At 31.7% G+C, this 14,927-nt stretch carries 13 protein-coding genes; 6 read left to right on the forward strand and 7 right to left on the reverse strand.

Annotation, left to right across the window (positions count from 1 at the left end; genetic code table 11):
- Positions 1 to 16: 16 nt before the first annotated feature.
- Both RN605_RS11480 and RN605_RS11485 read left to right on the forward strand, forming a co-directional pair.
- A complete protein-coding gene (locus RN605_RS11480; RefSeq protein ID WP_313324923.1) occupies positions 17 to 1,075 on the forward strand; it encodes an NAD(P)/FAD-dependent oxidoreductase in 1,059 nt (352 codons plus the stop codon).
- Between the two features lie 2 nt (positions 1,076 to 1,077).
- A complete protein-coding gene (locus tag RN605_RS11485; RefSeq protein ID WP_313324926.1) occupies positions 1,078 to 1,410 on the forward strand; it encodes a 2Fe-2S iron-sulfur cluster-binding family protein in 333 nt (110 codons plus the stop codon).
- A gap of 1 nt (position 1,411) precedes the next feature.
- On the opposite strand, the gene RN605_RS11490 is transcribed toward RN605_RS11485, so the two are convergent.
- From RN605_RS11490 to RN605_RS11510, 5 genes are all read right to left on the reverse strand, one after another.
- A complete protein-coding gene (locus RN605_RS11490) occupies positions 1,412 to 2,191 on the reverse strand; it encodes a DUF3050 domain-containing protein (protein ID WP_313324927.1) in 780 nt (259 codons plus the stop codon).
- A gap of 109 nt (positions 2,192 to 2,300) precedes the next feature.
- Positions 2,301 to 3,479, reverse strand: a complete 1,179-nt coding sequence (locus RN605_RS11495) for an acyl-CoA dehydrogenase family protein (RefSeq protein ID WP_313324928.1) — start codon at positions 3,477 to 3,479, stop codon at positions 2,301 to 2,303.
- A 181-nt stretch (positions 3,480 to 3,660) separates the two neighbouring features.
- Positions 3,661 to 4,323: a tRNA1(Val) (adenine(37)-N6)-methyltransferase gene (locus RN605_RS11500; RefSeq protein WP_313324930.1), complete on the reverse strand. Its 663-nt coding sequence runs from the start codon at positions 4,321 to 4,323 to the stop codon at positions 3,661 to 3,663.
- A gap of 50 nt (positions 4,324 to 4,373) precedes the next feature.
- Complete coding sequence (rimM, locus tag RN605_RS11505; protein ID WP_313324932.1) at positions 4,374 to 4,898, reverse strand: ribosome maturation factor RimM; 525 nt, start codon at positions 4,896 to 4,898, stop codon at positions 4,374 to 4,376.
- Between the two features lie 14 nt (positions 4,899 to 4,912).
- Positions 4,913 to 5,536, reverse strand: coding sequence for a 30S ribosomal protein S16 (locus RN605_RS11510; protein WP_313324933.1), 624 nt, complete (start codon positions 5,534 to 5,536; stop codon positions 4,913 to 4,915).
- Positions 5,537 to 5,716: 180 nt separating this feature from the next.
- On the opposite strand from RN605_RS11510, the gene RN605_RS11515 reads away from it, so the two are divergent.
- From RN605_RS11515 to trxA, 4 genes are all read left to right on the forward strand, one after another.
- Positions 5,717 to 6,448, forward strand: coding sequence for a DUF6252 family protein (locus RN605_RS11515; RefSeq protein WP_313324934.1), 732 nt, complete (start codon positions 5,717 to 5,719; stop codon positions 6,446 to 6,448).
- A 132-nt stretch (positions 6,449 to 6,580) separates the two neighbouring features.
- On the forward strand, positions 6,581 to 6,928 hold the full coding sequence (locus RN605_RS11520; protein WP_313324935.1) for an RNA recognition motif domain-containing protein: 348 nt from the start codon (positions 6,581 to 6,583) through the stop codon (positions 6,926 to 6,928).
- A gap of 149 nt (positions 6,929 to 7,077) precedes the next feature.
- A complete protein-coding gene (gene dnaE / locus RN605_RS11525) occupies positions 7,078 to 11,571 on the forward strand; it encodes a DNA polymerase III subunit alpha (RefSeq protein WP_313324938.1) in 4,494 nt (1,497 codons plus the stop codon).
- Positions 11,572 to 11,673: 102 nt separating this feature from the next.
- Positions 11,674 to 11,991, forward strand: a complete 318-nt coding sequence (gene trxA / locus RN605_RS11530; protein WP_133533217.1) for a thioredoxin — start codon at positions 11,674 to 11,676, stop codon at positions 11,989 to 11,991.
- A gap of 45 nt (positions 11,992 to 12,036) precedes the next feature.
- On the opposite strand, the gene RN605_RS11535 is transcribed toward trxA, so the two are convergent.
- Both RN605_RS11535 and RN605_RS11540 read right to left on the reverse strand, forming a co-directional pair.
- On the reverse strand, positions 12,037 to 14,196 hold the full coding sequence (locus RN605_RS11535) for a tetratricopeptide repeat-containing sensor histidine kinase (RefSeq protein WP_313324940.1): 2,160 nt from the start codon (positions 14,194 to 14,196) through the stop codon (positions 12,037 to 12,039).
- Positions 14,193 to 14,897, reverse strand: a complete 705-nt coding sequence (locus RN605_RS11540) for a LytR/AlgR family response regulator transcription factor (protein WP_313324941.1) — start codon at positions 14,895 to 14,897, stop codon at positions 14,193 to 14,195. Before RN605_RS11540 ends, RN605_RS11535 begins: the two co-directional genes overlap by 4 nt.
- Positions 14,898 to 14,927 lie beyond the last annotated feature (30 nt).

Raw genomic sequence — 14,927 nt, forward strand, 5'->3', positions numbered from 1 at the left:
CTTGCAACGAATAAAAATGATAGAAACCGATATACTTATAATCGGAGCTGGACCAACAGGACTTTTTGCTGTTTTTGAAGCTGGATTATTAAAACTTAAATGCCATATTATTGATGCTTTGCCTCAACCTGGCGGACAATTGGCCGAATTATATCCTAAAAAACCAATTTTTGATATTCCTGGATATCCAGAAGTTTTAGCTGGAGATTTGGTTAACAATTTAATGGAACAAATCAAACAATTCCAACCTGGTTTTACCTTAGGAGAAACTGCAGAAACCATTGATAAATTAGAAGATGGAACTTTTGTTGTAACCACAAATGCTGGAACGCAACATAAAGCAAAAGCTATTGCAATTGCTGGAGGTTTAGGAACATTTGAACCAAGAAAGCCAATTCTTAAAGATTTAGAGTTTTACGAAAAAGAAGACAGAGGTGTTGATTATTTTGTAAAAGATCCAGAAAAATATAGAAACAAAAAGGTTGTTATTTCTGGTGGTGGAGATTCGGCTTTAGATTGGAGTATTTTCCTTTCTAATGTAGCTTCTGAAGTCACTTTGGTTCACAGAAGAAACGAATTTCGCGGTGCTTTAGATTCTGTAGATAAAGTTCAAGAATTGAAAAGCGAAGGAAAAATTAAATTGGTTACACCTGCAGAAGTTGTAGGATTTAAAGGTTCAGAAAGAATAGAATCGGTAGATATAGAAATGAATGGTGCAAGAATGAATGTAGAAACTGATTATTTCATTCCGCTTTTTGGCTTAACACCAAAATTGGGAGCAATTGCCAATTGGGGTTTAGAAATCGAAAAAAATGCTATTAAAGTTAATAATGCATTAGATTATCAAACCAATATTGATGGAATTTATGCTATTGGAGATGTGAATATTTATCCCGGAAAATTAAAATTAATTCTTTGTGGTTTTCACGAAGCAACATTGATGTGTCAAAGTGTTTATCAAAGAATTAATCCCGGAAAAAAATATGTTTTAAAATATACAACAGTTTCTGGTGTTGATGGTTTTGATGGAAGTAGAAAAGAAGCTGAAAAAGCAGTTGTAAAATCAATTGATTAAAAATGTCACAAGATATTACCATAAAAATTACCGATAGAAACGGTCAACTTCATGAAGTTCTTGCGCCAACGGATATGAATTTAAACATCATGGAGTTAATCCGTATGTATGAATTGGCAGAAGAAGGAACAATTGGTATTTGTGGTGGAATGGCAATGTGTGCTTCGTGTCAGTGTTATATTTTAAATGATAAAATTTCTTTAGAACGCAATCCTGATGAAGAAGCCATGCTTTGGGAAGCTTACCATGTAAAAGACAATTCTCGTCTTGGTTGTCAAATTCCAATTACTGAAGAAATAGATGGTTTAGAAATTGAAATTGCTCCTGAGCAATAAATTAAACCATCTCAAATTTTTGGATAATTTGCTCTTCAATGGCATTCCAAAGTCCAATTCTTTTCTCTAAAGCTTGGATGGAAATTTCTTTAACTTCTTGCCAATGTATTTCCGTTTCACACAAATCTGTTATCATTTGCATTGCCATTGGTCCGTGTTCATCAGCGTCTAATTCAATGTGTCTTTCGAAGTAATAAATCAGTTGTGATAAATCTGTTTCTGGGAAATTCTTTTGAAAGTTTTTCAGAATTTCGGTAAACATACTCGGAATTAAATTTTCTCTTCCAAAAGTAAAAGCAGCAGCAATTTCATGAGGTTTTCCATGTTCAATAACTCTAAAAGTAAAATCTAAAAAGGATTTAATTTCAGGATGTAAGTTACTTTGTTTTATGGAGACAAAAATATTTTGTGTTTCAACTACATTTTGCAAAAAGTTTTCTAATTCTGAAGTTGATGCTCCACAATTTTTCATCGCTTCAACATACATTTCAAAATGACTCAATCGCTTTCCGTCTAAAGTCAAATCACTTTCTTCTGCCAGTACGATTTCGTTGATTAAATACCTTGTTTCAGGATCTTTTGTTGCAAACCATGGCGTTGAAGTACAGGTTAATTTTGCCTGTAGAGCTTTTAACAAAGACATAAAATCCCAAACTGCATAAACATGCTTTTCAAGAAAAATGTGCAAATCTTCAATTGTTTTTACTTTATCGTAAAGAGAATGATTTAATAATTGTTTTTTTTGAGCCGAAATACTTTCGTTGATATAATTAATGTTCATAGCTTTTTTTAATAGATACGAGAAATAATTCATCGTAGTTTGACAAAATTAAAAATGCTTTCCGAAAAAGGAAAGCATTTTACATCAAATTTATTTATTGTTTAATCTTTTATTTAAATGCCGGAATTCCCGTGATATCAGCACCAGTAATCAATAAGTGAATATCATGCGTTCCTTCATAGGTAATTACAGATTCTAAATTCATACTGTGACGCATAATAGAATATTCGCCAGTAATTCCCATTCCGCCTAGTATTTGTCTGGCTTCACGAGCAATTTCGATTGCCATGTTTACATTGTTTCTTTTTGCCATCGAAATTTGAGCAGTTGTTGCATTTCCTTCGTTTCTTAAAACTCCTAATCGCCAAGTTAGTAATTGAGCTTTAGTGATTTCGGTAATCATTTCGGCTAATTTCTTTTGTTGTAATTGAAAACCAGCAATCGGTTTGTCAAACTGAACTCTTTCTTTAGCATAGCGCAAAGCCGTATCATAGCAATCCATAGCAGCACCAATTGCACCCCAAGCAATTCCGTATCGAGCCGAATCCAAACACATCATTGGCGCACCAAGACCTGATTTTCCTGGTAATAAGTTTTCTTTTGGAACTTTTACATTATCAAAAATTAATTCTCCAGTTGCACTTGCACGAAGCGACCATTTATTGTGAGTTTCAGGAGTTGTAAATCCTTCCATGCCACGTTCAACAATCAATCCGTGAATTCTTCCTTCTTCATTTTTTGCCCAAACTACAGCAACATCAGCAAAAGGCGCATTCGAAATCCACATTTTGGCACCATTCAATAAATAATGATCACCCATATCTTTAAAATTGGTAACCATTCCGCTTGGGTTTGAACCATAATCAGGTTCTGTTAAACCAAAACAACCCATAAATTCACCTGTCGCCAATTTTGGTAAATATTTCATTCGTTGCTCTTCTGTTCCAAATTTCCAAATAGGATACATTACTAAAGATGATTGCACTGATGATGTAGAACGAACTCCAGAATCACCACGTTCAATTTCTTGCATGATTAAACCATATGAAATTTGGTCTAAACCAGCACCGCCATATTGTTCTGGAATATAAGGTCCAAAACCACCAATTTCTCCTAAACCTTTTATGATTTGTTTTGGAAATTCAGCACGCTGAGCATACTCTTCAATAATTGGAGAAACTTCACGTTTCACCCATGCACGAGCAGAATCACGAACTAATTTGTGTTCTTCGGTTAATAAATCATCAAGGTTGTAATAATCAGGCGCTTGAAATAAATCTGGTCTCATAAAATGGTTGTTATATAGTATTTATTGTATTCACGAAAACGTTTGCAAAGCTACATAATCTTAGTTAAATTTCACTTTAACAAGTGTTATAATTTTTTGGAGCTTTTTCCAGCTGTGCACTGTATCTTTTTAATTTTTTTGTTAAAAATTAAAAAGGATGCCGTTTCCATCTGGGCTAGAATTACATTTTTAAATAGAAATCTTTCGTAAGATTAATGTAATCATCAGTATATTCATGACGATTGATTTCAACAACCAATTCGTCAGCTTCTAAAACAGGAAGTTCATATCTTTTAAAAGCCAATAAACTTCTCTTTATCTCTGTAGTTGGTGTTCCTTTTACGCGAGTCACTTTTATTGGAAAAAGTTCATAGTCGGAACATAGTTTAATAAATTTTTCTTCCTCTTTAAATGGAATAATCACTGAGAAGATTCCGTTTTCAGAAAGTAGTAAATCAACAGCTTCTACTAACTCTTCAAAAGGCAAAGCATCCTGAAATCTTGCTAAATCACGTTGCTCATTTTCGGTTTTGTAATTTTCAGAATAAAACGGCGGATTTGATATAATGACATCATATTCATCTTCTGGTTCATCTACAAATTCATCTAATCCAGCATGAAAACAAAACAATCTATCACTCCAAGGTGAATTCTCGAAATTCTCCACACATTGTTCATAGGCGTTTTCATCAATTTCAATAGCATCAATTTGCTCAGCATTACTTCTCTGAGCCAACATTAAAGAGAGAATTCCAGTTCCTGAACCGATATCCAACACAGAAAAAGGATTGTTGTCAATCGGACACCAAGCACCAAGCAAAACACTATCTGTGCCTACTTTCATAGCGCATTTATCTTGTTGAACGGTAAATCTTTTAAATTGAAACAATGTAATTAAAGATACATTTCGATTAAGCCTTCAGGCAAATCCATTACCACTTTTTTGTTTTTTCTGTCAATTTCAAGTAAAAAGTGGTCAATCATTGGTATTAAAATCTCAACACCATTGTTTAAAACTTCAAAAAGAGGTTGTGCAGTTGTGTCATTAATGGAGACAATTTCTCCAACAATTCCAAGTCGTTTGTCTTCAATTTTGAAACCTATAACTTCATGAAAATAGAATTTGTTACCTTCAAGTTTTGGCAACATGGTAAGCGGCAAATATATTTCACAACCTATAATTGAATCAGCTTCTTCTTCTGAATCTACTTCTTCAAATTTAACTCTAAGAAAATCATTTTTATGAAGTGAACTATTTTCAATAAAAAATGGAATCAAATTCTTGTTCATTTCAACAAGAACTGATTCCAAATTTTCATATAATTCTGGCTCGTCTGTATCTAAATAGAGTAGGACTTCGCCTTTGAAACTGAATTTTTTTGCAATTTTACCTAAATAGAAACAATCTTCTTTACGCATAATTGCTAGAAAGATTAAGCTTCTGTTTCTTCGTTGTTTTCTTCTGCTGCTGGAGCTTCTTCAACTTCAGTAGTTTCTTCTGCAACAACTTCAGCAACTGTTTCCTCTACAGCAACTTCACTTACAGCTTCTTCTGTAGCAACTTCAGCTACAACTTCTTCTGTAGTTTCTTCAGCTACTTCTTCTTCAACAACTACTGCTTTAGCAGCACGTTTTTCATTAGCTTCTTTTTCAGCTTTTAATGCTTTTTCTCTTGCATCAGCTTTTGCTTTTGATAAACCATCTTTTTTGGCATCAACTTTTCCAGCTTTTGCATCTAGCCATTGAGCTAATTTAGCGTCAGCTTGTTCTTGAGTTAAAGCACCTTTACGAACTCCACCATCTAAATGATGTTTCATTAAAGCTCCTTTATAAGAAAGGATTGCTCTTGCAGTATCTGTAGGTTGTGCACCATTGTGTAACCATTGAACTGCACCATCAACATTCAAATCAATTGTTGCTGGGTTTGTGTTTGGATTGTAAGTTCCTAATTTTTCTAAGAATTTACCATCTCTTTTTGAACGTGCATCTGCTGCTACGATCCAGTAAAAAGGTTTCCCTTTTTTTCCGTGTCTTTGTAATCTAATTTTTACTGACATAATCTATTTGATTAATTTGAGGTACTCGACCTCGGTTATTTAAGGGCGCAAAGATAGTTTTTTTTCATATAATTGCAACAAATTCAATTAGTAAATATTTTATTTTTTATAAAATTCATACAAAAAGTGTTATTTTTTCAAATAAGGTTATGCTAATTATATTAAAAAGTTATTTTTGTAATGAAAAAATTTATAATGATGAGAAAAATTTTGTCCCTAATTGCTATTTCTTTTTTAATGATTTCATGTTCAGAGGAATTAAAATTTAATGATCCTGGTTTTCAAGGTCAGAAAGATGATGTTTTTTGGAGAGCTAATGACACTAGAGCTTATATAGACAATGGAAAATTAACTATAGAAGCATATACACAATATGAAATTGTAACTCTTGGAACTTCAAGTACTAACGTTGGTAAATATCGTTTGGGTACTACGAACACCAATAACTTTGCAAGTTATACATATGATGTAGATGATATTTTTTTAGAATATGCAACTGTTCCATCACCTGGACCAGCTTCATTAGTGACAATTCAAAATGGAGGAACAGGTTATAGCAATGCAAGTTCAGTAGCAGTTACTGGAGGCACAGGTAGCGGAATGAGTGTTTCAATTGTTACAAACTCTACAGGTGTAGTTACTTCAATAACATTAATGTCGAGAGGAAATGGTTATGTGGCTGGAGATTTAGTAACAGTAACAGGAGGTAATTTGAATTGTAAATTAAGAGTTCAAAACGTTCAAAACAGTAATGGTGAAATAGAAATTACAAGTTTTGATGATGTTAAAATGACAGTTTCAGGGAAATTTAAATTTAATGCTGTTAAAACTACTAACAGTCCTTTTGGAGGAGAAGTTGTAAATTATCAATATGGAGAATTTCATAACGTTCAAATTTATCCTTCTATCTAAAACCTTAATATTGAATACAATAAAAAGGCCATCATTTGATGGCTTTTTTATTTTTACCGATAATTTAATTTAGAAATAAAATTTTGGTAATGATATTTAACCTACCTTTGTTCAGAATTTTAAAAAGTACATATGAACATTTTTGTTGGAAGTCTTCCTTGGAGTATTGAGGAAGCAGATTTAAGAGAGTCTTTTGAGGCTTATGGAGCAGTAGACTCTGTTAAAGTTATTACCGATAAATTTACTGGAAGAAGTAAAGGATTTGGTTTTGTTGAAATGCCTAACGATGAAGAAGCATTGAAAGCAATTGAAGAATTAAATGGTGCAACTGTTGAAGGTCGTACTATTGTGGTTAACAAATCAGAACCAAAACCAGAAGGAGAAAGAAGATCTTTCAACAACAACCGTTCAGGTGGTTATGACAGAAACAACAACCGTGGTGGTGGAAACTATGGCGGAGGAAATAGAGAAAGATACTAATTAAGGTCTTATCGAAAAAATTAAAACCATCTCATTTGAGATGGTTTTTTTGTTAATAACTATTATTGATTTCTTTTCCGCAAAACTTTAATTTTGAAAATATGATTTTTCCAAAATCAGCAATATAAAATCTACAATCTAAAATTTCTATGTATTTAATCTTTGATACCGAAACTACTGGTTTACCTCGTAATTGGTCTGCGCCAATTTCGGATACTGATAATTGGCCAAGATGTGTTCAAATAGCTTGGCAATTACATGACGAAATGGGAAAACTTGTTGAACATCAAGATTATTTAATTAAACCAAAGGGTTTTAATATTCCATTTGATGCTGAAAGAATTCATGGTATTTCTACCGAATTAGCTCAACATGAAGGTCATTCGCTACAAGAAGTTTTAGAAAAATTTAATATAGCATTAAGTAAAGCAAAGTTCATTGTAGGTCAAAATTTAGGTTTCGACATCAATATTATGGGTTGCGAGTTTTATAGAATGGGAATTGATTCTGCAATGAGTCAAATGCCTGTTTTAGACACTTGTACTGAAGTAACAGCCGAATTGTTAAAACTTCCTGGTGGACGTGGTGGAAAATTTAAATTACCTACATTAACCGAATTACACGAATATTTATTTGGCGAAAAATTTGAGGAAGCACATAATGCAACCGCTGACGTTGAAGCTACAACACGTTGTTTTCTTGAATTAGTAAGAAAAGAAATTTTCACAAAAGAAGAACTTGATGTTCCTGCTGATTATTTTAGAGAATTCAATGAAAATAATCCAAAGGAGATAAAATTAATTGGATTAAAGCACATTAATCTAAAAGAAGCTTCCGATAAAATTCGTCAACAGTTTGGAGAAAAAGGGAATGTTCCCATTTCTAAAGAAACTATCAAACAAAATCAACAGGAATTAATTGATGTTGACTTTGTTCATTTGCATAATCATACACAATTTTCTGTTTTACAATCTACGATTTCAGTTCAAGATTTGGTGAAAGCTGCCGTTAAAAATAAAATGCCAGCAGTTGCCATTACTGATATTGGGAATATGATGGGTGCTTTTCATTTTGTTCGTGATGTTTTATATCACAATAAATCAGCAGAAACAAAGAATAAAATAGCTATTGAAAATGGAGAAGAACCAACAGAAACGGTTTTAAAACCAATTGTAGGATGTGAGTTTTATGTTTGCGAAAACCATAAAGACAAGTCCAGAAAAGACAACGGTTATCAGATTGTTTTGTTGGCAAAAAATAAAAAAGGCTATCACAATTTGGCAAAGATGTCATCGATAGCTTTTACCGAAGGATTTTATTATGTTCCAAGAATTGACAAAGAAGTAATTCAAAAATATAAAGAAGATATCATTGTTTTATCAGGAAGTTTGTATGGTGAAATTCCAAATAAACTTTTAAATATTGGTGAAAATCAAGCAGAAGAAGCATTACTATGGTGGAAAGAACAATTTCAAGATGATTTTTACTTAGAATTATCGCGTCATAATCAAGAAGACGAAAACCGTGTAAATAATTCTTTAATTGACTTAGCTCGAAAGCACAATGTAAAGACAATTGCAACAAATAATATTTTTTACATTAATAAAGAAGATGCAAACGCACATGATATTTTACTTTGCGTTCGCGATGGCGAAAAACAAGTAACACCAATTGGTCGTGGTCGTGGTTTTAGATATGGATTGCCAAATCATGAGTATTATTTTAAATCAGGTGAAGAAATGAAACTTTTGTTTCAAGACTTTCCTGAAGCCATTTCAAATATTCAAGAAATTGTAGATAAAATAGAAATATATGATTTAGCTCGAGAAGTTTTGCTTCCAAAATTTGATATTCCAGTTGAATTTTTAGTCGAAGAAGATAAAACAGATGGAGGAAAACGAGGTGAAAATGCTTATTTAAGGCATTTGACTTATGAAGGTGCAAAAAAACGATACAAAGAAATAACACCAGAAATTCAAGAACGACTTGATTTTGAATTAAAAACTATTGAAAATACTGGTTATCCGGGTTATTTCTTGATAGTTCAGGATTTCATTGCCGAAGCGCGAAACTTAGAAGTTTCAGTTGGTCCAGGTCGTGGTTCTGCAGCTGGTTCTGTTGTGGCTTATTGTCTTTGGATTACGAATATTGATCCTTTAGAATACGATTTGCTTTTTGAGCGTTTTCTTAATCCAGACCGTGTTTCGATGCCCGATATTGATATTGATTTTGATGACGAAGGACGAAGTAAAGTAATGGATTATGTAATCAACAAGTATGGTTCTAATCAAGTGGCGCAAATTATTACTTATGGAACAATGGCCGCAAAATCATCTATTCGTGATACTGCCAGAGTTTTAGATTTACCATTATTTGAAGCCGATAAAATTGCAAAGCTAATCCCCAATTTAAAACTCGATAAAATCTTTTCAATGGAAGATAAAGCATTAAAAGATGCTTTGCGTGCAGAAGATTATGAAAAAGTAAAAGAGTTAATAGAATTAGCCAATGCAGAAGATTTAGGAAGTGAAATTATCCAACAAGCAAAAATATTAGAAGGAAATCTTCGTAATACAGGAATTCATGCCTGTGGAGTTATTATTACACCAGATGATATTACCAATTTTGTTCCGGTTACTACAGCAAAAGATTCCGATTTATATGTAACTCAGTTTGACAATTCAGTAGTAGAAAGTGCCGGATTATTAAAGATGGATTTCTTGGGCTTAAAAACACTAACATTAATAAAAGATACGGTCAAATTAGTTAAGTATAGAACAGGAATTGAATTAAATCCTGATGAATTTCCAATTGATGATGTAAAAACATACGAACTTTTTCAACGTGGCGAAACGGTTGGAATATTTCAATATGAAAGTGTTGGAATGCAAAAATATTTACGTGATTTAAAACCAACAGTTTTTGGCGATTTAATTGCTATGAATGCATTGTATCGTCCTGGACCATTAGAGTATATTCCATCATTTGTAAAAAGAAAAAATGGTGAAGAAGAAATTGTTTATGATTTAGAAGCAAACGAAGAATACCTAAAAGAAACCTATGGAATTACAGTTTATCAAGAACAAGTAATGCTTTTGTCGCAAAAATTAGCTAATTTTTCTAAAGGTGATGCCGATGTTTTGCGTAAAGCAATGGGTAAAAAGCAAAAGGATGTTTTGGATAAAATGAAGTCTAAATTCATTTCCCAAGCCATGGAAAACGGACATCCAGAAGATAAATTAGAGAAAATTTGGAAAGATTGGGAAGCTTTTGCTCAATATGCTTTTAATAAATCACATTCAACGTGTTATGCATGGATTGGTTATCAAACTGCATATTTAAAGGCACATTATCCAGCTGAATATATGGCAGCAGTTTTGTCAAATAACATGAATGATATAAAGCAAGTTTCATTCTTTATGGAAGAATGTAAACGAATGGGGTTAAACGTTCTTGGACCAGATGTAAATGAAAGTTTTTACAAGTTTACGGTAAATGAAAATTATGCTGTCCGATTTGGAATGGGTGCAATAAAAGGTGTTGGTGCGCCAGCAGTTGATACTATTGTAGAAAACAGAAAATCAGCAAAATACAAGTCTATTTTTGATTTAGCAAAACGTATTGATTTGCGAGCAGCTAATAAAAAAGCATTTGAAAGTTTAGCGCTTGCTGGTGGTTTTGATGGATTTACAGAAACGCATCGTGCTCAATATTTTCATGATGAAGGCGATGGAATTACGTTTTTAGAAAAGGCAATGCGCTATGGTGCAAAATTCCAAGAAAACGAAAATTCAGCTCAAGTAAGTTTGTTTGGTGAAAGTAGTGATATTCAAATTCCCGAACCTCAAGTTCCGCCTTGTGAAGAATGGAATACTATGGAAAAACTAGCCAAAGAAAAAGAAGTAGTTGGAATTTATATTTCAGGTCATCCATTAGATGATTATAAATTTGAAATGAAATATTTCTGTAATTCAAGACTTGAAACACTTAAAAATTTAGACCAATTTGTCAATAAAAATCTAACTTTTGGAGGAATAATTACCAATGTTCAACATAAAACTGCCAAAAATGGAAAAGGTTGGGGAAGTTTTACTTTAGAAGGTTATGATGAAAGTTTTGAATTCAAAATTTTTGGCGAAGAATATTTAAAGTTCAGACATTTTTTAATTCAAAACAATTTTACATTTATCAAAGTATTGATTCGTGAAGGTTGGATTAATCAAGAAGGAAAGCGTGGTGAACCAAGAATTCAGTTTCAAGCACTACAATATCTTCAGGATGTTTTGCCTCAATTTGCAAAAAAATTAATTATTGCTTTAGATATTAAAGAATTACAGACAGAATTGATACATAAATTGAATAGTTTATTCCAAAGTAATAAAGGCGATAATTCGGTAACTTTTGAAGTGTTAGAAAGAGAAACCATCAAAGTTGAAACAAAACCAATTGAACTAATATCAAACTTAGATGTTAATCAGGATGAAATGGAGTTTTCAGAAGAAACTGAAATAGAAATTCCAGAAGACACCAAGACTGTTACGGTTAATAAAATCACTATGCCAAGTAGAAAACTTAAAATAAGAATTTCAAATGAGCTGCTATCAGAACTAGAAAAAATGCAAATTAACTTTAAATTGAACTGATAAATTGAACCAATTAAAAAATAGTTAAAAGTAATCTAAGTAACATTTCTAGGTTAAAATCTTTGGTTATCTTTGTGACTCAGAATTATAAAAATATAAATTATGGCATTAGCAATAACAGATGCAACTTTTGACGAAGTAGTATTAAAATCAGATAAACCAGTAGTAGTAGATTTTTGGGCAGCTTGGTGTGGACCATGTAGAATGGTAGGACCAGTTATCGACGAAATAGCAACAGAATATGAAGGAAAAGCAACTGTTGGTAAAGTTGATGTTGACGCAAATCAAGAATTTGCTGCAAAATATGGCGTTAGAAATATTCCAACGGTTTTAGTTTTCCAAAATGGAGAAGTTGTTGGTCGTCAAGTTGGTGTTGCACCTAAGAAAACCTATACTGATGCAATTGATGCATTATTATAATATAGTGAAAAAGAAATCAAAGGTCTAACGAAAGTTAGGCCTTTTTTATTTGATGAAAGTTAGTATAAAAGTCGTTCCAACATCTTTTTTACTGTCAACTTCTATTTTACAGTCAATTGCTTTTGACAAATCCCGAATCAAGTGTAATCCTAAACCAGATTTAATTCCAACTACTTCTTTATCATCATAAAGTGCTTTAAATTGATCTAATTCGGCACCTTTTCCATTATCAATTATCGATAAAAAAGAATTGTTGTTTTCTTCCCATGCTTTCCAAACTATTGTTGGTGATTGAGTACCGTTCAAAGCTTTTATTGCATTTCCAGTCAAGTTTCTTACAATGGTTTTTAGATAATTTTTATCTGTTTTTAGTGAAATGTTTTCGGGATTTATGAATTCAATTTTAATATTTTCAAAACTTGAAAAATGATTTTCAATATCTTCAAATAAATCGTTTATATAGATGGTTTTGGGTTGCGGTTTGAAGTTTTCCATTTGGCTTTTACTCCATTGTAAAATATCTTCCATAGAATTGAGCAAATTCTCAGCACTTTCCATGGTTTTGTTTTGCATGCGTTCGGTACTTTCCTTATCTAAAAGTTCTGGACTTTCTTTTTGCAATTGTAAAAAATTAATCAAGTTGGCAACTGGTCCACGCAAGTCATGATTTAGTATGCTGAAAAAACGCGTTTTGGCTTTGTTGGCTTGCTCGAGTTCGTCATTCAAAAGTTGTAGTTTTTTATTGGTTTTTTTACGATTTTGGTTTTGAAAGTAAAGCAAACTTCCAATAATTCCCAGCAATAATAAACCAGCAATAAAATACCATTTTTGTTTTTCTTTATTTTCTAAAGTTATTTTATTAAGTTCAATTTCTTTTTCGGCTATGGTCAATTGTTTTTTTTGCGCTTTTTTTTCAAGACTTTCATTCTTTAATTCTGATTGGGTTTTTAAATAATTTAACCGAACCAAATCGCGCTCTTTGTTGCTTTCGTTTAATTTGGATTTGTTTAATTCCAACAATAATTTTTGTTGTTTTATATTTTCATTGTCAAGAAGTTGTTGGGTTTTGTATTTTTCTTCTTTTGTGTCAAACTCATACTGAATTTCAAGCCTTGAGATTTGTTTTCTGTTTGCTTCATTATCAATAGTTTCTTTGATGTCAATATATTTTTTGAAATAAAAATAAGCGCTATCCAGATTTCCTTTTTTTTCAAAAACTTCGCTTAAACTATTAAAGGATTGTTTTTGTAAATCATCTACATTAATTTGTTTCGAAATTTGATTTGCTTTTTTAAAATAATCCAAGGATTGGTCTAAATTGTTTTGTTTCAAATAATATTCTCCTATTCCTTGATAATTAACAGCAAGTCCTTTTTTATTCTTAAGTTCTTCATTGATTTTCAATGCTTTCATGTGATTTTCAAAAGAATCAGAATATTTTTTTTGTTCGCTGTAAACATTGGCAATATTTCCATATTCTCTTGACATGCCAAGCTTATCATTATTTTCTATATTTTTAGTTAAAGCTTGTGTAAAAAAATCTAAAGCATTGTCATATTCTTTTTTATTAAAATATACATTCCCAATATTGCTCAAACTAGATGCAATTCCAGCAGCATAGTTAGATTTTTTGTGAATGTTTAAAGCTTCGTTGAAGTGTTTTAATGCTAAATTATAGTTTTTGAGTTCGCTGTAAATAATCCCCATATTCCCATATGCCAAAGCTGAATATTTTGAAGAGTTTGTTTTTTCTGCGTAGCGTATAGAAGTTTGATAAAATTGTAATGCTTCAGGATATTTGTTTTGAACTAATTTTATGGAGCCTAAATTGGAGTTGCAAATAATAATCCCGGCATTGTATTTAATATCTTCAAATACCGCCAAAGATTTTGAAAAGAATTTTTCAGCATTTTTATAATCGCCTATTGAAAAATAAGAAGCACCTTGAAGTTTAAACGATTCTCCAATTCCTTTTTTATAATTTATTTTTTCAGAAAGCTGCATCGCATCAATTGCAAACTGCTTCATTTTTTCTGGATTGAGTCCAGAGTTTGTTGTAGATAATTTGAGTAAAGTGACAACTTTTAGAGTATCTTGTTTGGTGTTTTTTTGAAGCTCAGCTGTTAAATCATCAATAGTTTTTGAAGCTTGAGAAAAAGAATTGATTGATAATAATAAAACAAAAAGACAGCAATAAAACCTCATACTAAATTATTTATAACTTCTTTAAAACTTCTGCCAATAGGAATAATTAAATCATTTTTCAATTCAATTTCTTGACTGCTAATTTTTTGAATATATTGTTTTCGTACAGCATAACTGCGATGAACTCTTGTAAAAGAATGAAATTTTTCGTCCTGTAAAAGTTCTCCAAGGTTGGATAATACACAATGACGTTTGTTTTCTGTTACAAGTATAGTATAGTTTTTTAAGGCTTCGAGATACAATATTTCATGAAGTTTTACCTTTGTTTGTTCATGACCTGTTTTCACAAAAACTACATCGCCACCAATAGTTGATTCAAACAAACTAGCTTTAGTACGAATCTCTATAAATTCTTCTATTCGTTTAACGGTTTGTTCAAATCTTGGAAACTTAAATGGTTTTACTATAAAATCTAAAGTTTGTAATTCAAAAGTTTCCGCAGCACTTTCAGAATGAGAAGAAATAAAAACACATACAGGTATTTCAATGGCTTTTTTACGCAATTCTAGTCCAGATTTTCCAGGCATTTCTATATCTAAAAAAGCAATATCAACCGTATTATTTTCTAAATAAGATAATGCACTTTCAGCAGTTTCAAAAACACCAACAATTTGAAGAAAAGAAAACCTTTTGGCATAGGATACAACAAGTAGTCGATCCATTTCATCATCATCAACAATAATACAGTTTAGGGCTTGCATAAAATGATTTTCTCTTTCAAATATAAATAA

Origin of the sequence: Flavobacterium sp. PMTSA4, from assembly GCF_032098525.1 — a bacterium.
Lineage (GTDB): Bacteria > Bacteroidota > Bacteroidia > Flavobacteriales > Flavobacteriaceae > Flavobacterium > Flavobacterium capsici.